Origin of the sequence: Anaerozeibacter quisquiliarum (assembly GCF_051162045.1) — a bacterium.
GTDB lineage: Bacteria > Bacillota > Clostridia > Christensenellales > Aristaeellaceae > Anaerozeibacter > Anaerozeibacter quisquiliarum.
Genome location: NZ_JBISDI010000038.1, coordinates 19,645 through 37,945, shown reverse-complemented (window position 1 = coordinate 37,945; position 18,301 = coordinate 19,645). Strand labels below are relative to the sequence as shown.

Sequence of the window (18,301 nt, the reverse complement as noted above, 5' to 3'; positions counted from 1 at the left end):
GCTCAAGGGCTTCGCCCTTAAGAATCCCATCACGCTCACGCGGGATTCACATCGCTCATCCGCTCGGCCAACGCGTCGAGCGGCGCTTGATCCTGGGGCGGAAGCAGGGCGATGTCCTCGATGCCGAAGTGCTTCAGGAATTTGTCGGTGGTGCCGTACAGGATCGGGCGGCCCAGCGTCTCGCGCCGGCCCAGCTCGCAGACGAGGCCCTTGTTGAGCAGCGACTGCACCGAGTAGTCGCACTTGACGCCGCGCACCGCCTCGATGTCGCCCTTCGTAACCGGCTGGCGGTAGGCGATGATCGACAGCGTCTCGAGCGCCGCCTGCGACAGCGATTGCGCTGTGACCGGCTGGAGCAGCTTCTCCACATACGGCGCGTAATCGGGCCGGATGGACAGCTGCACGGTACCGCCGTAGCGGTTGAGCCGAAGCCCGCGCGCCTCCAGGTCGTAATAATCCCTGAGCGCCGATAGTTTTTCCTCCAGCTCGCCCGTCGTCAGGTCGAGCGCGTGGGCCAGGTCGGCCACCCCCACCGGCTCGCCCGCCACATACAGAATGGCCTCCACCACGCCGCGGAGTGTCTTATCATCCATTGACCTGCTCCTTGATCGTCTTGCGTTGAGTCTTGCGTGTGCAAATGAAAGGATATCAGAGGGAAGCATTTCCGTCAAGCAAAGTTATAGAAGGCAAAAACTTTATGCGCATATACTCGACGAACATGCGCGCCGTATCGTATAATGAAAGCGATGTGCCCGCCAAATAAACGGAAGGGACGGTGCCCATATGCAAACCTTTGCGCCGGCCATCGAGCTCAGGGGCCTTACCAAGACCTTCGGCCCGGTGGTGGCCAACCGCGACATCGACCTCACGCTGCGCTACGGCGAGATTCTGGCGCTGCTGGGTGAAAACGGTTCGGGCAAGACGACGCTGATGAACATGCTGTCGGGGCTGTACGCGCCCGATAGCGGCTCGATCGCCGTCGGCGGCAAGCCTGCCCAAATCCGCTCGCCCCGCGACGCTCAGGCGCTCGGCATCGGCATGATCCACCAGCACTTCAAGCTGGTCGAGATGCTGACCGTCGAGGAGAACATCGTGCTGGGTACGCCGAAGATGCGCGGCGGCGGCGCGGCGGTCCGCGCCATCGAAGAGCTTTCGGCACGGTTCGGGCTTGCGGTCGATCCGTCGCGCAAGGTACACACGCTGTCGGTGGGCGAGAAGCAGACCGTCGAAATCCTCAAGGTGCTCTACCGCGGCTCGCGCATCCTGATCCTCGACGAGCCCACGGCTGTGCTGACGCCGCAGGAGATCGACAAGCTGTTCGACATTTTGCGCCGCATGCGCGCCGAAGGCTGCGCGGTAATCATCATCACCCACAAATTGAACGAGGTGCTCGCCATCTCCGACCGCGTGGCCGTGCTGCGCAAGGGCGAATCGGTGGCGACCGTCAACACGAAGACTGCCTGTGCCCAGCAACTGACCGAGCTGATGGTGGGCCGCGCGGTGGATTTGTCGATCGAGCGGCCGGGCGCGGAGAAGGCGTCCGGCGTGCTCGAGGTGCTCTGCCTGACCGTACCCGGCCGGGACCGGCCCAAGGCGCTCGACGATGTGTCGTTTTCGCTCGCGGGCGGCGAGATCCTGGGCGTGGCCGGCGTGGCCGGCAGCGGCCAGAAGGAGCTGTGCGAGGCGATCGCGGGGCTGCACGCCGTAACCAGCGGCTCCATCCTGCATCAGGGCGTGGACCTGTCCGGGCTGTCCCCGCGCGAGATCATCGCGCGCGGGGTGTCGATGAGCTTCATCCCCGAGGACAGGCTGGGCATGGGCCTCGTGGGCGGCATGGGCATGGTGGATAACATGCTGCTCAAGTCCTACCACGACCAGCGGGGTCCGCTGCTCGACCGCAAACCCGCCGAGGCGCTGTCGAAGCAGCTGATTGAGCGGCTGGAGATTTCGACGCCCGGCGTGTGGACGCCGGTCAGACGGCTGTCGGGCGGCAATGTGCAGAAGGTGCTGCTCGGCCGCGAGATCGCGTCCGGGCCGCGCATCCTGATTACCGCCTACCCGGTCCGGGGGCTCGACATCAACTCGTCGATGACCATTTACCGGCTGCTCAACGAGCAGAAGCAGCGGGGCGTGGCCATCCTGTACATCGGCGAGGACCTCGACGTGCTGCTCGAGCTGTGCGACCGGATCCTGGTGCTGTGCGGCGGCCGGGTGACCGGCATCGCCGACGCGCGCGCCGTCAACAAACAGCAGATCGGGCTCATGATGACGGGCGCGACGCTCGAGGAGGCGACCCAAAATGCGTAACTTACACGTCGTCAAGCGGGTGGACATCGCCTCCGGCCGCGCCGCGCTGTACCGCGCGCTGGCGGTGGTGCTGGCGCTTTTGACCGGAGCGCTGTTTTTGTGGGCGCTCGGCTATCCGGCCTTCCCGGTCTATCAGACGATGCTGTCGGGTTCGCTCGGCAGCGCGTCCAATCTGCGCGAGACGGTCAAGGTGGCCGTGCCGCTGTGCATCACGGCGCTGGGCGTCGCGCTGGCGTTCAAGATGCGCTTCTGGAACATCGGGGCCGAGGGGCAAATCTGCGCGGGCGCGATCGCGGCCTCGTTTTTCGCGCTGAACTTCCCGCATTGGCCCTCGCCGCTCCTATACCTGACCATGGCGCTGGCGGCCATGTTGGCGGGCGGGCTGTGGGGGCTGGTGCCGGCCTTCTGTAAGGCGAAATACGATACGAACGAGACGCTGCTGACGCTGATGTTCAACTACATCGCGCTCTACGTGATCCAGATGCTGCGCGAGGGGCCGTGGCGAGACCCTCAGAGCGGCTTTCCCAAGGTGCCCATGTTCGACAAGGCGGCGCGGCTGCCGCAGGTGTTCGGCGTGCACATCGGTTGGATCGTGGCGCTTATGCTGGTGGTGCTGGCCGCCATCTATCTTCGCCGCACCAAGCAGGGGTATGAACTGAGCGTGGTGGGTGAGAACGTGGGCACCGCGCGCTACGCCGGCATGGACGTGAAGAAGATCATCCTGCGCACCATGTTCCTGTCGGCGGCCATATGCGGCCTCGCGGGCATGCTGCAGGCCACCGGCGCGGACAAGACGCTGACCGAGACCGTGGCGGGCGGCAAGGGCTTCACGGCGATCACGGTGGCGTGGCTGTCGCAGCTAAACCCGTACGGGATTCTGGTGGTGAGCGCGCTGTTCGGCGTACTGACCAAGGGCAGCGGTACGATCCAGTCGGTGTTCAACATCTCGCCCTCGGCCTCGAACGTGTTCCAGGGCATCATCCTGTTCTTCGTGCTGGGGTGCGAGTTTTTCCTGAACTTCCGCATCGTTTCGAAGGGGGGCGCGCAGCGTGCCTGATTGGGTTTCGTACCTGACCAACTTCCTCTACGCCGCGATCCTGGCGGGCGTGCCGCTGCTGTTCGGCACGCTGGGCGAGATCCTGACCGAGCGCGCGGGCAACCTGAACCTGGGCGTCGAGGGACAAATGTACATGGGCGCGATCGCGGGGTTCTTTTTGGCCTATGCGACCGGGCAGGCGTACATGGCCTATGTGGGCGCGTTCGCCGCGGGCGCGCTGGGCGCGCTGATCTACGCGTTTCTGACCGTCACGCTCAAGGCCAATCAGAACGTGACCGGCCTGACGCTGACGATCTTCGGCGCGGGCTTCGCCAACTTCGCCGGCGAGAACATGATCCTCTCCTCGCCCACCAAGTCGGCCATCCTGTCCGACGCGCTCAAGGCGCAGTTTTCCGCGATCGACATACCGGGCCTTTCGGATTTGCCGGTCGTGGGCAGGCTGCTGTTTGCGCACACGCTGTTCGTGTACCTGGGCGTAGCCCTCGCGCTGGTCGCGGGCTGGTACCTGTTTGGTACCCGCAAGGGCCTCAACCTGCGCGCGGTGGGCGAGAACCCGGCGGCGGCCGACGCAGCCGGCATCCCGGTGTCCCTGTACAAATACGTGCACATCCTGCTGGGCGGCGGCATCTGCGCTCTGGGCGGGGCCTATGTGGCGCTGGTGACCTGCGGCGGCGCGTGGACCTACAACTGCGTCAACGGCCTGGGCTGGATCGCGGTGGCGCTGGTGATCTTCGCCGGCTGGAACCCCTACCGGGCGATCCTGGGCTCGCTGGTGTTCGGCGCGCTCTCCGTGCTTCGGCTGTACCTGCCCGCGGGCGCGACCAGGATCATCCCGTCGGCGATGTTCTCGATGCTGCCCTTTATCGTCACCGCGGCGGTGCTGATCCTAAGCTCCATGCGCACCTCGCGCGACCATGCGCAGCCCAGGGGCTGCGGCGTCAACTATTTCAGGGAAGAGCGCTAAGTCAACATAGTGGGAGGAGGAATTCATATGCCCATGCCCAAGTGGTTGGAAAACGCCGTCTTCTACGAGATCTACCCCCAGTCGTTCCTGGACACGAACGGGGACGGGATCGGGGATTTCGAGGGGATCATCTCGAAGCTCGACTACATCCGGGGCCTCGGCTGCAACGCGCTGTGGCTCAACCCCTGCTTTGACTCTCCGTTCAAGGACGCGGGCTACGACGTGCGCGACTACCGCAAGACGGCCCCGCGTTACGGCACGAACGACGACCTGAAACGGCTGTTCGTCGAGGCGCACAAGCGGGGCATTCGTGTGCTGCTCGACCTGGTGCCCGGCCACACCGCCGAGGATCACCCCTGGTTCGTCGAGAGCGCCAAGGCCCACCCGGTTAAGTACCGAAACCGTTACATCTGGACCGACCACTGCTTCACGCGCGCCGAGGGGCTGGGCTTCATCGGCGGCGAGCACGAGCGCGCGGCGGTGTACATCACCAACTTCTTCAAGTGCCAGCCGGCGCTGAACTTCGGTTTTTTGAACCCGCAGGAGCCGTGGCAGCTTGGCATGGATCACCCCGACAGCATCGCCACGCGCGAGGAGATCAAGGACATCATGCGCTTCTGGCTGGATGCCGGCTGCGACGGCTTCCGCGTGGACATGGCGGCGTCCTTGGTCAAGTATGACGACGAGGAAAAGAGCGGCACGTCGGCCATTTGGCAAAACATCCGCGCCATGCTGGACGCCCAATACCCCGAGGCGGCCATCGTGGCCGAGTGGAGCGATCCCACGCGGGCCATCCGCGCGGGCTTCCACATGGACTTCCTGCTGGCCTTCAAGAAAAACTCCGGCTATCAGAGCCTGCTGCGCGACTATGCGCTCGACGAATACAACCAGCCCCAGGGCGACAACCACAGCTTCTTCAAGCGGGACGCCGGCGGGGACATCCGGCGCTTCCTGGTCGATTATTTGTACCACTACGACAACACCAAGGACGCGGGCTACATCAGCCTGGTGACCGGCAACCACGACGTGGCCCGGATCAGCCACACGCTGTCCCCCAAGGAGCTCGCTCTGGCCTATGCCGTCATCTTCACCCTGCCCGGCGTGCCTTTCCTGTACTACGGCGACGAGATCGGCATGCGCTATCAGGCCGAGCTGCCCACCAAGGAGGGCGGCTACTACCGCACCGGCGCGCGCACCCCGATGCAGTGGAGCGCGGGGGCGAATTTGGGCTTTTCCACCGCCGCGCCGGAGCAACTCTACCTGCCCGTGGACGCGTCGGCGGACGCCCCGACCGTCGAGGCGCAGGAGCAGGATGCCGATTCGCTGCTGAGCACGGTCAAGGCGCTTTTGAAGCTGCGCGCGTCCGAGCCCGACCTGCAGTCGAAGCCCAACCTTACTGTGCTGCACGGCGAAGCGGACCTCCCGTTCGTCTACCGGCGCGGCGGCCTCGTGCTGGCCGTCAACCCCGGCTCGACAAAGGCCAGTGTCGGGCTGGACGTTGAAGACGGGCAGCCGATCTTTGCCATCGGCGGCGGCACATTGCACGGCGGCACCTGCGCCGTGCAGCCGCAGAGCTTCGTGGTCTGGCGAGTATAAGCTCGAACGGATGATACCCGCGCAGGGGCGACCCCAGGTCGCCCCTGCGCGCCGCCTCCCGACAGATGGCGGCGGAACAAACGGGGCTGTAGCGTCATGCGCTGCGGCCCCGTACGCTATCTTCTCGATCAATGCTCCGAGGCCATTCGGCCGCCCGCCGGCGCCATATCCACGCCCTTGCGCGGCGGGCGTTGTAAAATTCTGACGGGCCGTTTGAGGGGCTGGATATATTGCCCGAAAAGTGATATAATATATAGGAAAAGAGAGTTTTGGAAATCCCCTTGGAGGCGCGGTTTGACGCTTCAACCGAAAGGATGACGGCATGGCACACAACCATTATGACGAGAGTCAAATTCAGGTGCTGGAGGGCCTGGAGGCGGTACGCAAGCGCCCCAGCATGTACATCGGCTCGACCGATGAGCGGGGCCTGCACCACCTGGTTTATGAAATCGTGGACAACGCGGTGGACGAGGCGCTGGCCGGGTATTGCGATCACATTCTGGTCGCGCTCAAGGCGGACGGCTCGGTCGAAATCCAGGACAACGGGCGCGGCTTCCCGGTGGGCATCCACCCCAAGATGGGGCGGCCCGCGGTCGAGGTCTGTCTGACGGTGCTGCACGCGGGCGGCAAGTTCGGCGGCGAGGGCTACAAGGTGTCCGGCGGCCTGCACGGCGTGGGCGCGTCGGTGGTCAACGCGCTCTCGCGTCACATGTCGGTCACCGTGTACCAGGATGGCAAGGTGTACCGCCAGGAGTACGAGCGCGGCAAAATTTTATATGACCTCAAGGTGATCGGCGAGACCGACCGCACCGGCACCACGGTTAACTTCTGGCCCGATGTCAAGACGGGCGAGGATCCGGAATCGGGCATCTTCGAAACCGGGCATTTCGATTTCGATACGCTGAAAACCCGGCTGCGCGAGATGGCCTTCCTCAATAAGGGCATCCGCATCGAGCTGGTTGACGAGCGCGCGGAACCCGAGGTATGCAAGGAATATCACTACGAGGGCGGCATCGTGTCGTTCGTGGAATACCTCAACCACCACAAGGAACCGCTGCACAAGCCGCCGGTCTACATCGAGGGCGCGCGGGGCGGCACCATGGTCGAGATCGCGCTGCAATGGAACGACGGCTTCAATGAAATGACGCTGTGCTTCGCCAACAACATCCACACGCCCGAGGGCGGCACGCACCTGATGGGCTTCCGCTCGGCGCTGACGCGCGTGGTCAACGACTACGGGCGTAAGATGAACATCCTCAAGGGCAACGACCAGAACCTGACCGGCGAGGACATCCGCGAGGGGCTGACCGCGATCGTGTCGGTCAAGCTGATGGAGCCGCAGTTCGAGGGCCAGACCAAGACCAAGCTGGGCAACAGCGAGGTGCGCGCGCTGGTCGATTCGCTGGTCAGCGAGAAGCTTCAGATATTCTTCGAGGAAAACCCGAGCGTCGCGCGGATGGTGCTGGACAAGTGCCTGTCGGCGGCGCGCGCGCGCGAGGCCGCGCGCAAGGCGCGCGACCTGACACGGCGCAAGACGGCGCTGGAATCCGGCTCGCTGCCGGGGAAGCTCGCCGACTGTTCCGAGCGCGACCCGGCCAAGTGCGAAATCTTCTTGGTCGAAGGCGACTCGGCCGGCGGCTCGGCCAAGACCGGGCGCGACCGCCACTTCCAGGCGATCCTGCCGCTGCGCGGCAAGATCCTGAATGTCGAGAAGACGCGCATGGACAAGATCCTCGCCAACGCCGAGATCAAGGCCATGATTACCGCGTTCGGCGGCGGCTTCGGACCCGAGTTTGACCCGGACAAGCTGCGCTACCACCGGATCGTGTGCATGACCGACGCCGATGTGGACGGCAGCCACATCCGCATCTTGCTGCTGACCTTTTTCTACCGCCACATGCCGCGGCTGATCGAGGAGGGCTACGTCTACATCGCCCAGCCGCCGCTGTACAAGGTGTCGCGCGGCAAGCAGCACCGCTACGTCTACAACGACGAGCAGCTGCAATCGCTGTTGGGCGAGATGGGGCGCGAGGCCAAGCCCGACATCCAGCGCTACAAGGGCCTCGGCGAGATGAGCGCGGAACAGCTGTGGGAGACCACGATGAACCCCGAGACCCGCTCGATGTTTAGAGTCGGGATCAAGGACGCCATCGCCGCCGACGAGATGCTTTCGCTGCTCATGGGCGACCAGGTGGAACCCCGAAGGGAATTCATCGAGGCAAACGCGAAATTGGTCGCGGATCTGGATATTTGATGGGGTTTGCCCGGGCTGGGACGGCCGGATCTTTGTGCCGGATAAGGCGTTTTCCCGCAGGAATACCGGGCGTATTTCAAGGGGAAACAACGCGGCATGGCGCAAAAAGACCGTGAAAGACGGTTGTCTTAATCCGGGCAGAAACCATCTAGGGAGGGTAAGCCCTTGAACGACGTGACGGATCAAAACATCGGGCACCTGATGCCCATTGACATCGAGGACGAACTCAAAAAATCCTTCATCAGCTACGCAATGGCGGTCATCGTGAGCCGGGCGCTGCCCGACGTGCGCGACGGCCTGAAGCCGGTGCACCGGCGCATCCTGTACTCGATGGTGGAGCTGGGCGTGACGCCCGACAAGCCCTACCGCAAGTCGGCCCGCATCGTGGGCGACTGCCTGGGCAAGTACCATCCGCACGGCGATTCGTCGGTGTACGACGCGATGGTGCGGCTGGCGCAGGATTTTTCCACGCGCTACATGCTGGTCGACGGCCAGGGCAACTTTGGCTCGGTCGACGGCGACGGCGCGGCGGCCATGCGCTACACCGAGGCGAAGCTGACCCGTCTCGCGATGGAGATGGTCTCGGACATCGAGAAGGAAACGGTCGACTTCTACCCCAACTTCGACGAAACGCTGATGCAGCCCGCGGTGATGCCCAGCCGCTTTCCCAACCTGCTGGTCAACGGCTCGAGCGGCATCGCGGTGGGCATGGCCACCAACATCCCGCCGCACAACCTGGGCGAGGTGATCGACGGCGCTGCGTACATGCTCGACCACCCCGACTGTGACGTCCCGGATCTGATGCAGTTCATCAAGGGGCCGGACTTTCCGACCGGCGGCATCATCCTGGGCACGCGCGGCATCTACGAGGCCTACACCACCGGGCGCGGGCGCATCATCACGCGCGCGAAATCCGAAATCGAGGAGATGGGCGCGAACCGCCTGCGCATCGTGGTGACCGAGATCCCCTACATGGTCAACAAGGCGCGGCTCGTCGAGAAGATCGCCGAGCTCGTGCACGACAAGCGTGTGGACGGCATCTCCGACATCCGCGACGAGTCCGACCGCAACGGCATGCGCGTCGTGATCGAACTCAAGCGCGACGTGAATGCCGGCGTGGTGCTCAACACGCTCTACAAGCACACGCAGATGCAGGAGACCTTCGGCGTCAACATGCTGGCGCTGGTCGACGGCGAACCCAAGGTCTTGTCGCTCAGACAGGCCCTGCATCACTACATCGACCACCAGATCGACGTAATCACCCGGCGTACCCGCTACGACCTGGACAAGGCCGAGGCGCGCGCGCACATCTTGGAAGGTTTGCTCATCGCGCTCGACCGGATCGACGAGGTCATTTCGCTGATTCGCGCCTCGCGCACCGACCAGGACGCCAAGCTCGGCCTGATGGAGACCTTCGGCCTGACCGAGAAGCAGGCGATCGCCATCCTCGACATGCGCATGCGGCGGCTGACCGGCCTCGAACGCGACAAGATCCAGGCCGAGTATGACGAGCTGCTCGAGAAGATCGCCTACTACAAGGACGTGCTCGCCAACGACTGGATGGTCAGGGACATCATCAAGACCGAGCTCGCCGAGATCCGGCGCAAGTACGCCGACCCGCGCCGCACCGAAATCACGGCGCTCGACGGCGATATCGACATGCTCGACCTCGTGCAGGAAGAGGACATGGTGGTGACGCTGACCCACTACGGCTACGTCAAGCGCCTGCCCAAGGCCACCTACCGCGCGCAGAAGCGCGGCGGTCGGGGCGTGATGGGCGCGTCCACCCGCGAGGAGGACTTCGTCGAGCAGATGTACGTGACCTCGACGCACGACCCGCTGATGTTCTTCACCAACCGCGGCCGCGTGTACCAGCTGACCTGCTACGAGATTCCCGAGGCCGGGCGCACCGCGCGCGGCACCGCGATGGTGAACCTGCTGGACCTCGACGCCGGGGAGAAGGTCAAGGCCATGCTGCCGATCCCGGCCGAAAAGGTGCCCGGGCACTACCTGGTCATGGCGACCCGGAACGGCGTCATCAAGCGCACCGAGCTGTCCGACTTCGTCAACATGCGCAAGACCGGCCTGATCGCGTTGATTCTGCGCGAGGACGACGACCTGATCGGGGTCTCCCTGACCGACGGCAACCGCGAAATCTTCCTGGGCACGCGCAACGGCATGGCGATTCGCTTCCCCGAGGGCGACGTGCGTTCGATGGGCCGCGCGGCCACCGGTGTCAAGTCGATCGATCTTGCTCCCGGCGACGAGGTGGTCGCCATGTCCACGCTGGAAGACGGCGCGCAGGTGCTGTCGCTGACCGAGAACGGCTACGGCAAGCGCACGCAGATCGAGGAATACCGCGTGCAGTCGCGCGCCGGCAAGGGCATCAAGGCGATGAACCTGACCGACAAGACCGGCCTGCTCGCCGGGCAACTGCTGGTGCACGAGGACGAGGACCTCTTAATGATTACCGACGACGGCACCGTGATCCGCACCCCGGTATCGAGCATATCGGTGCAGGGCCGCAACACCCAGGGCGTGCGTCTGATGCGCGTGGGCGACGGCGCGCGCGTGGTGTGCGTGGCGCGGGCCGAGCCGGAGGACGATGAGGACGATGAGGACGAGGCGGACGCGAACGGTGAGGTTGACGCGGCCGACGGGGCCGGTGCGGCCGACGGGGCGGACGATCAAGTACCCGACGCGCTCGGCCGGTTGGTTCGGGATCTCGAGGAAAACCCCGAGCCGTAGATTTCGAGGGAGATTGACATCGGATCGCCCGCCCCACTCCCCTCCCGGGAGGGATGCCCGCAGGCGGGGTGGCGGCCCGATGGCAGGACGAGGGGAACGCGGTTATACGAAACGGGGGCGGACTCGTCCCGAACGCAATAGGCGCTGCCGCTGGCAGCGCCTATTGCGTTCGGCACATTGGGGACGCCGTGCCGCCGCAGCCCGGAATCGGCCGCGCGGCTCTGATGCTTGGGGGACGGATACGGCGGCGCGCGGTTGCGGGGGAACGTTGAGGTTCCACGCAATTCGCAACGGCCGCCTCAGCCCGTCCGGGCTGGCTGTTCGTGTGACGCCCTTCGGCATCGCGCGCTCATTGGGCGGGCGCCCTCCCTTCTTCCCCACTGGGCGCGGTCGGGTGCGCCCCCAAACCCCGCCAAAGGTTGTGCCCTCTGGACGCCCATCACGCTCAAGCGGGTTCTTCTTCTACAGCTCTTCCAGTATCCGCGCCAGAAACTCTCCGTTGCTTGGCCTGCGGCAGCCCTCAAACCAGCCGCCGCGCTGCATCGCGCCGCGCGCCCAGGCCGACTCGATCGAAGCGCGGATCGCGCGCTCCACGCAGTGCGTCTCCGTCCCGAAGTAGCGCGCCACCTCCGGATACAGCTGCTTGGTCACCCTCAGGCCGTCGCCCGGCGAGGCCAGCGCCGTCTCAATCGCCGCCCTCAAATACCGGCTGCCCTTCGACGCACTCGATATGCCCTGCTGCCTGAGCAGCGACCCCGCACGCTGCGTGCGGTTGGGTGCCGGGACGCACGGGCTATCCCCTTGCTCCGCGAATTCCACGATCCTCCTGTACACCAGATCCCGATCGCAGGGCTTGATAAGGTAGTACACCGCGCCCAACTCCATCGCCTGCTGGATCAGGTGGTCGCGCATCATGCACGACAGCACCAGCACCTTGAGCCCCTTAAGTCGAGGATCGCCTCTCAGCATGCGCAGTACCTCCAGGCCGTCTATCACCGGGATCGCCAATTCTAAAAGCAGCAAGTCGGGCGTTTGCTCCTTGAGAACCTTGATCGCTTCCCCTCCGTCTCCGACCGAAGCGATGACCTCGATTCCCCTGCATTGCCCAAGGTAGTCGCCCAGCTGTCGGCGCGCGTCCGCGTTGTTGTCGGCCATCATCAACCGTATCATCAATCCTCCTCCTATTCTAATACGCTTCCCTTGCGCCAATCAAACTCACCCAAAGCCTTCTGTGAGCATTATATTACTAAACATGAATGATAAATGCAATACTTATGTAATAAATTGACGTGTTAAGTTTCTGTTAGCTGTTCGCTGCGTCCCATGGTATTCTCCGTACCCTCTGTTTTACAAATCGGCCGCGCGGTGATATAATGGAAATCCGTTTGACATACTACGTAAAGCTGAGAAGCGGAGGACGGCGCATATGAACATCACCTTGGACGGACAGACGTTATCCCTGACGGCGCGCGCGCGTTATCTCGACGCGGTCCGGCTCCTTTACCCGGACGATCCGCGTCGCGCGCTGGGCGTACGTGTCGGCGGGCGGACGTTGCCGCTCGAAGCGCAGGTGCAGCCCGGACGCGATGCGACCTCGCTGACGCTTCAAACCGAGGAGGGCCGGCGCATCTACGAGCGCTCGCTGCGGTTTGTTCTGCTGTTGGCGATGCGCAAGCTGTTCCCCGAGGCGCGCGTGCGGGTCGAGAATTCCACGCAGATCGGGGTGTTCGTGACCGTTCGGGGCCGGGCGATGAACGCCGAGGCGGCGCGGCGCATCGAGCGGATGATGCGCGATCTGATCGAGCAGGACCTACCCTACGAGAAGGTGGCGATCAGCCGCGGCGAGGCGATCGAGTATTTCCGCCGGCTGGGGCACGAGGACAAGGTGCGCCTTTTGACCTACCGGCCCTACGAGCACTTCCAGCTGTACCGCGCCGGCGACATGCTCGAGTACTTCTACGGCGAAATGGCGCCCTCGACCGGCTACACGCCGGTGTTCGCCGTGCGCTTCCACCTGCCGGGGCTGGAGCTGCAGCTGCCCGACCCGAACGATCCGGGCCGCCCCGCCGACTTTCGGGAATCGCCCATGCTGATGCGCACCTTCGCCGAAACCGCCCATTGGGCGCGCATACTCGGCTGTGAAAACGTGGCCGACCTCAACGAAATGACGGGCACGCGCGGGCTGCGCGAGTTCATCCGCGTCAACGAGGCGCTGCACGAAAAATCGGTGAGCGACATCGCGAGCCAGTTCGAGGCCGGAGGCGCGCAGTTGATCCTGATCGCCGGGCCGTCCTCGTCGGGCAAGACCACGTTTGCCAACCGGCTGAACACCCAGCTTCGGGTCAGGGGCCTGACCCCGATGAAGCTGTCGCTTGACGACTACTACCTCGACCGCGACAAGATCCCGCTCGAAGAGGACGGCAAGCCCGACCTCGAACGGCTGGACACGCTGGACGTTAAGCTGTTCAATGAGCAGCTGGTGTCTCTGCTCATGGGCGAGAGCGTGGACGCGCCCCTTTTCGACTTCAAGCTCGGCCGGCGCTCGGACAGGAGCCACCGGCTCAGCCTCGACGCCGGCCAGCCCGTCATCGTGGAGGGCATCCACGCGCTCAACGACCAACTGACGCGCGACGTGGCGCGCGATCGCAAGTTCATGATCTACGTCAGCGCCCTGACCACGCTGAATCTCGACGACCACAACCGCATCCGCACCACCGACGTGCGGCTGCTCAGGCGCATGGTGCGCGATCACCAATTTCGGGGCACCCTGCCCGAAGCCACGATGGACATGTGGAATTCCGTGCGGCTGGGCGAGCACAAGTACATCTTCCCGTTTCAGGAAAGCGCCGATGTGATGTTCAACACCACGCTGCTCTACGAGCTGGCGGTGCTCAAGAAGTATGCCTACCCGATGCTGATGGCGATCGACCCCGACAGCCCGCACTACACGCGCGCGCACCGGTTAATCAAGTTCCTGAACTACATCCAGTCGGCCGACGTGGAGGATGAGATCCCGCTCAACTCCATCCTGCGCGAGTTCATCGGCGGCTCCTGCTTCTACCGCGAGGGCGACTGAATTCTTTTTTGAGGAGGCGTACATGCGCGTATAAAACACCCGGCCCGGCGCACAATAGAAAGCGCAAGGGAGGGTGTTTTTCATGGTTAAAAAGATGGTATTGCCCGCCACGCTGATTCTGATTGCGGCGCTGATGGGCGGCTGCTTCAACAATCCGCCGGTCGTGCCTGAGGCAACGGTGACCCCGATGCCCTCCGTGACGGTCGGCCCGATGCCGGGCACGACGCCCGGAGCGGTCACAGGCACGACGCCCATGCCGGGCGTGAGCGGCGCGGGCAGCAGCTACAACTGGCAGACCCAGGCGGCCGCCGTCGAATCGCGCATCAACATGTTCTCCGAGATTCAGGACTCGCGCGTGGTGGCCGACGGCGGCACGGCGCTGGTGGGCGTGAAGTTCAACAATGCCTACAAGGGCGAGCTGACCCAGCGCATCCGCGACATGGTCGCGGGCGAGGTCATGGCGGTGGACAAGCAGATCCAGGTGGTCGCGGTGACCGCCGAACCCGGCGACGTGCAGAAGATTTATGCGCTCTCCGACCAACAGCGCGCCGGCAACACGCCGCCCGACCTCAAGCAGCAGATCGACCAGATCGCCCGCAACACCACGACGCTCAGATAGTTTGTGCAAGGCAATCCCACGCGACTCGGCAGCCCCGTCCGCGGCAAGCGGACGGGGCTGCCGAACTTAGATTTTACTTGCATTTGTTCGCCGGCCTCATTATAATGACTTCATATCGCAAGCGTTGAAGGGGAACCGGCCGGCATTCCCGCCCAAGAGAGCGCGCTCACGGCTGAGAGGCGCGCGGCAGGGGGCCGATCGTCCCGCCCCGGAGCCGCGGTTAACCGCCGCCGCCTGACCCGCGTTATCGGGTTTGAAGTTGGGCGTTCCGTCTCGGAGCGCCAAGCAAGGTGGTACCGCGAAGTTTGCTTCGTCCCTGCATGGGACGGGGTTCTTTTTTTGAAGGAGGAACGTCAATGGCTAAGCAGGACAAAGCGCAGGAATTCGTGTCGCACATCACCCCCCGCAGCGAGGATTTCTCGCAGTGGTATACCGACGTCATCTTGAAGGCCGACCTGGTAGACTACGCGCCGGTGCGCGGCTGCATGGTAATCAAGCCCTACGGTTACGGCATCTGGGAGCTGATCCAGCGGGAGATGGACGCCCGATTCAAGGAGACCGGCCATCAGAACGTCTACTTCCCGATGCTGATCCCCGAGAGCCTGCTGCTCAAGGAGGCCGAGCACGTGGAGGGATTCGCGCCCGAGGTGGCCTGGGTCACCCACGGCGGCAACGAAAAACTTACGGAACGGCTGGCCATCCGACCGACGTCGGAGACGCTGTTTTGCGCGATGTATTCCAAGTGGGTGCAATCGTGGCGCGACCTGCCCATGAAGTATAACCAGTGGTGCTCGGTGATGCGCTGGGAGAAGAGCACCCGCCCGTTCCTGCGCACGGCCGAATTCCTGTGGCAGGAGGGGCATACGATCCACGCAACCTTCGAGGAGGCGCAGGAGGAGACGCTCACGATGCTCGAGGTGTACCGCGAGTTTTCCGAAAACGTCATGTGCGTACCGGTGATCGTGGGCCGGAAGTCGGACAAGGAGAAGTTCGCCGGCGCGCGCGCCACCTACTCGATCGAGGCCATGATGCAGGACGGCAAGGCGCTGCAGGCCGGTACCTCCCACAACTTCGGCACCAATTTCTCCGAGGCGTTTGACGTCAAGTACCTGTCCAAAGAAGGGCAGCTCGAGTACGTGCACGAGACCAGCTGGGGCACCTCCACCCGCATGATCGGCGCGATCATCATGACCCACGGCGACGAGCGCGGCCTGAAGCTGCCGCCCAAGCTGGCCCCGATCCAGGCGGTCATCTTGCCGATCGCCCAGCACAAGCCGGGCGTGCTGGAGGCGGCCGAGGAACTGCGCGCGACACTCAAGGCGGCCGGCATCCGCGTGAACCTCGACGACCGCGACACCGTGTCGGCGGGCTGGAAGTTCAACGAGTGGGAGCTCAAGGGCGTGCCCGTGCGGCTCGAGTTGGGCCCGCGCGACATCGAGGCCGGGGCGGTTACCTGCGTGCGCCGCGACACCTTTGAGAAGGTGCAGCTGCCGCTTACGGGCATCGAGCAGGCAATCGCGGACCTGCTGGACGCGATCGGCGCCAACATGTTCGAGCAGGCCCGCGCCTTCCGCGACCAGCGCACCCGCATCGCGCGCGACATGGATGAACTGACCTGCGCCGTGCAGGACGGCTTTGCCAAGGCCGCCTGGTGCGGCGAGCGCGCCTGCGAGGACGAAATCAAGGAGAAGACCTCTGCGACCTCGCGCAACATGCCGTTCGACCAGTCGGACAGGCCGTCGGACGTCTGCGTGTGCTGCGGGAAGCCGGCCAAGCATACGATGTACTTCGCGAAAGCATACTGATGGGCGCCAATCCCGCAGGGACGATCTGCGTCGTCCCTGCGGATGATGCGCCCAGCAGGCTCTACCCCACCGCTCCGCCGTCCAATGCGGGGCGTTTTTTGGTAATCCATACAAAACCCCTAGGCAAATCCCGCTTCAAATCCGGTGGTTTTTCCGTTTTTTATGAATTTTCCGATCAACTTGTGGCATTTTTCCCCATCGTATGATATAATTTAGTAACAATATCTGGGAGAGGCTTTTTGGGCCCGCCCGGGCGATCAGGAGGTTCCGTATTGAAGAGGTTGATTCCATTGTTGCTGGCGCTGACGCTCGCGGTTTTGGGCGTCGCGCCGGTTCAGGCCATGCCGCAGAGCGCGCCCGCCGCGGCGGTGCGCGTGCGGATCAGGCCCGCGGTGGCCACTGTGAACGTCGGCGCGCAGCGCCAGCTCAAGGCGTCGGTGAGCGGCGTCCGCGGTGAGCGCGCGATCGAATGGGCGGTCGTGCGCGGCGAGGATGTCGGCGCCGTCGACGAAAACGGCCGGGTGACCGGGCTCAAACCCGGCACGATGTACGTCCGCGCCACCGACGCGCTGACCGGCCGCTATGCCGAGCGCAAGGTGGCCGTCAAGGCGGTGCGCATCGAGAGCGTCAGGATGCAGGAGGATGACCGGTCGATCGTGCTCGATCCCGGCGAATCGCGCACACTGAAAGCGCCGGTCATTTTGCCCGCGGGCGCGGCCATCACCGCTCCCAAGCCCAGGTGGTCGAGCGGCAATTCAAATACCGCCACCGTCGATCGGAACGGCGTAGTCACAGGCGTCAAGCCGGGCGTCACCCGCATCCTCTGCCAGGTCGGCGGCAAGCAGGCCTACAGCGTGGTGCGCGTGCGCGGCGAGTACGTGGACATCACGCTGTCCGCCGTGGGCGACGTGATCCTGGGCGGCGACCCCACGCCCAAGAGCGCGCTGCAGCGCTCGACCGAGCAGGTGTTCAAGGACCTGCTCGCGCAATATGGGCCCGACTATCCCTTCAAGAACGTGGCGCACATCTTCAAGAGCGACGACGTGACGATCGCCAACCTCGAGGGCACGCTGACCACGGCGGGCGGCGCGCGCAAAAAGACGCATGTGTTCCGCGGCGACCCCGACTACGCGCAGATGCTCGTGCGCAACGGGGTCGAGGTGGTCACGCTGGCCAACAACCACTCGCTGGACTTCGGCGTTCGCGGGCTCAAGCAGACGCAGGGGAGCCTGAACGTTGCGGGCGTCAAGTGGAATGACTTCAGCGCCAACGGCATTTATGTCGTCGAGAAAAAGGGGATGAAGGTCAGAATCGGCTTCGCCGGCTTCCAGACGCCGGTGCCGTCCGCCACGATCCAGAAGCGCGTCAAGGAGCTCAAGCGCCGCTGCGATGTGGCGGTGGTGTCGTTCCACTGGACCGACACGCGTGAGTGGACGGCGATGAACTACCCGAGTGACAGGGCCCGCGCCAAGCTCGCGATCGACGCCGGGGCCGATCTGGTGCTCGGCCATCACCGGCACCTCCCCTCGGGCATCGAGATGTACAAGGGCAAGTACATCGCCTTTGACCTCTCGAACTTCATCGTGGGCATCAAGCACAAGGCCTACCCCGACGGCACCCCGATGACCGATTCGATGATCTTCCAGTGGACGTTCCGCATCGACACGCGGCGCGAGATCGAGAACGTGGGCATCAAGGTCATCCCCGTGACCACCACGACGTCGACCGAAACCTATCCTGAAACCGACAGCTTTGGCGAAGCGGGCGCACCGGTCAACTACTTCCAGCCCGACATCCTGAAAGGCGCCGACGGCGAGGCTGTGCGCTCGAACATCCGGAAACTGTCGACCGTGGACTTTGACTGACCGGAACGAA

Annotated in this window: 12 protein-coding genes; 10 read left to right on the top strand and 2 right to left on the bottom strand. The window is 64.2% G+C overall.

Annotated features, from left to right (window positions below):
• Positions 1-35: 35 nt before the first annotated feature.
• Complete coding sequence (scpB, locus tag ACH6CV_RS14885; protein WP_456359000.1) at positions 36-593, bottom strand: SMC-Scp complex subunit ScpB; 558 nt, start codon at positions 591-593, stop codon at positions 36-38.
• Between the two features lie 190 nt (positions 594-783).
• On the opposite strand from scpB, the gene ACH6CV_RS14880 reads away from it, so the two are divergent.
• From ACH6CV_RS14880 to gyrA, 6 genes are all read left to right on the top strand, one after another.
• Positions 784-2,307 carry an ABC transporter ATP-binding protein gene (locus tag ACH6CV_RS14880; RefSeq protein ID WP_456358999.1) on the top strand — a complete coding sequence of 508 codons (1,524 nt, stop codon included), beginning with the start codon at positions 784-786 and terminating at the stop codon, positions 2,305-2,307.
• Positions 2,300-3,364, top strand: coding sequence for an ABC transporter permease (locus ACH6CV_RS14875; protein ID WP_456358998.1), 1,065 nt, complete (start codon positions 2,300-2,302; stop codon positions 3,362-3,364). Before ACH6CV_RS14880 ends, ACH6CV_RS14875 begins: the two co-directional genes overlap by 8 nt.
• On the top strand, positions 3,357-4,328 hold the full coding sequence (locus ACH6CV_RS14870) for an ABC transporter permease (protein ID WP_456358997.1): 972 nt from the start codon (positions 3,357-3,359) through the stop codon (positions 4,326-4,328). Before ACH6CV_RS14875 ends, ACH6CV_RS14870 begins: the two co-directional genes overlap by 8 nt.
• A 27-nt stretch (positions 4,329-4,355) precedes the next feature.
• Positions 4,356-5,924 carry an alpha-amylase family glycosyl hydrolase gene (locus tag ACH6CV_RS14865; protein WP_456358996.1) on the top strand — a complete coding sequence of 523 codons (1,569 nt, stop codon included), beginning with the start codon at positions 4,356-4,358 and terminating at the stop codon, positions 5,922-5,924.
• A 322-nt stretch (positions 5,925-6,246) separates the two neighbouring features.
• Entirely contained in the window at positions 6,247-8,178 is a 1,932-nt protein-coding gene (gyrB, locus tag ACH6CV_RS14860; protein ID WP_456358995.1) for a DNA topoisomerase (ATP-hydrolyzing) subunit B, read from the top strand.
• A gap of 201 nt (positions 8,179-8,379) precedes the next feature.
• Positions 8,380-10,926 (top strand): DNA gyrase subunit A, encoded by a 2,547-nt coding sequence (gyrA, locus tag ACH6CV_RS14855; RefSeq protein ID WP_456359001.1) that lies wholly within the window; start codon positions 8,380-8,382, stop codon positions 10,924-10,926.
• 462 nt (positions 10,927-11,388) lie between these two features.
• On the opposite strand, the gene ACH6CV_RS14850 is transcribed toward gyrA, so the two are convergent.
• Positions 11,389-12,096, bottom strand: coding sequence for a sporulation initiation factor Spo0A C-terminal domain-containing protein (locus ACH6CV_RS14850; protein ID WP_456358994.1), 708 nt, complete (start codon positions 12,094-12,096; stop codon positions 11,389-11,391).
• Between the two features lie 256 nt (positions 12,097-12,352).
• Here ACH6CV_RS14850 and ACH6CV_RS14845 point away from each other — a divergent pair, with 256 nt between their 5' ends.
• The 4 genes from ACH6CV_RS14845 to ACH6CV_RS14830 all read left to right on the top strand — a co-directional run bounded on the left by ACH6CV_RS14845 (position 12,353) and on the right by ACH6CV_RS14830 (position 18,291).
• Positions 12,353-14,002, top strand: coding sequence for a nucleoside kinase (locus ACH6CV_RS14845; RefSeq protein WP_456358993.1), 1,650 nt, complete (start codon positions 12,353-12,355; stop codon positions 14,000-14,002).
• An 82-nt stretch (positions 14,003-14,084) separates the two neighbouring features.
• The gene (locus ACH6CV_RS14840; protein ID WP_456358992.1) at positions 14,085-14,621 is read left to right on the top strand and encodes a YhcN/YlaJ family sporulation lipoprotein; all 537 of its coding nucleotides are present in this window, start codon (positions 14,085-14,087) and stop codon (positions 14,619-14,621) included.
• A gap of 356 nt (positions 14,622-14,977) precedes the next feature.
• Positions 14,978-16,426, top strand: coding sequence for a proline--tRNA ligase (gene proS / locus ACH6CV_RS14835; protein WP_456358991.1), 1,449 nt, complete (start codon positions 14,978-14,980; stop codon positions 16,424-16,426).
• A 272-nt stretch (positions 16,427-16,698) separates the two neighbouring features.
• A complete protein-coding gene (locus ACH6CV_RS14830) occupies positions 16,699-18,291 on the top strand; it encodes a CapA family protein (protein ID WP_456358990.1) in 1,593 nt (530 codons plus the stop codon).
• Positions 18,292-18,301 lie beyond the last annotated feature (10 nt).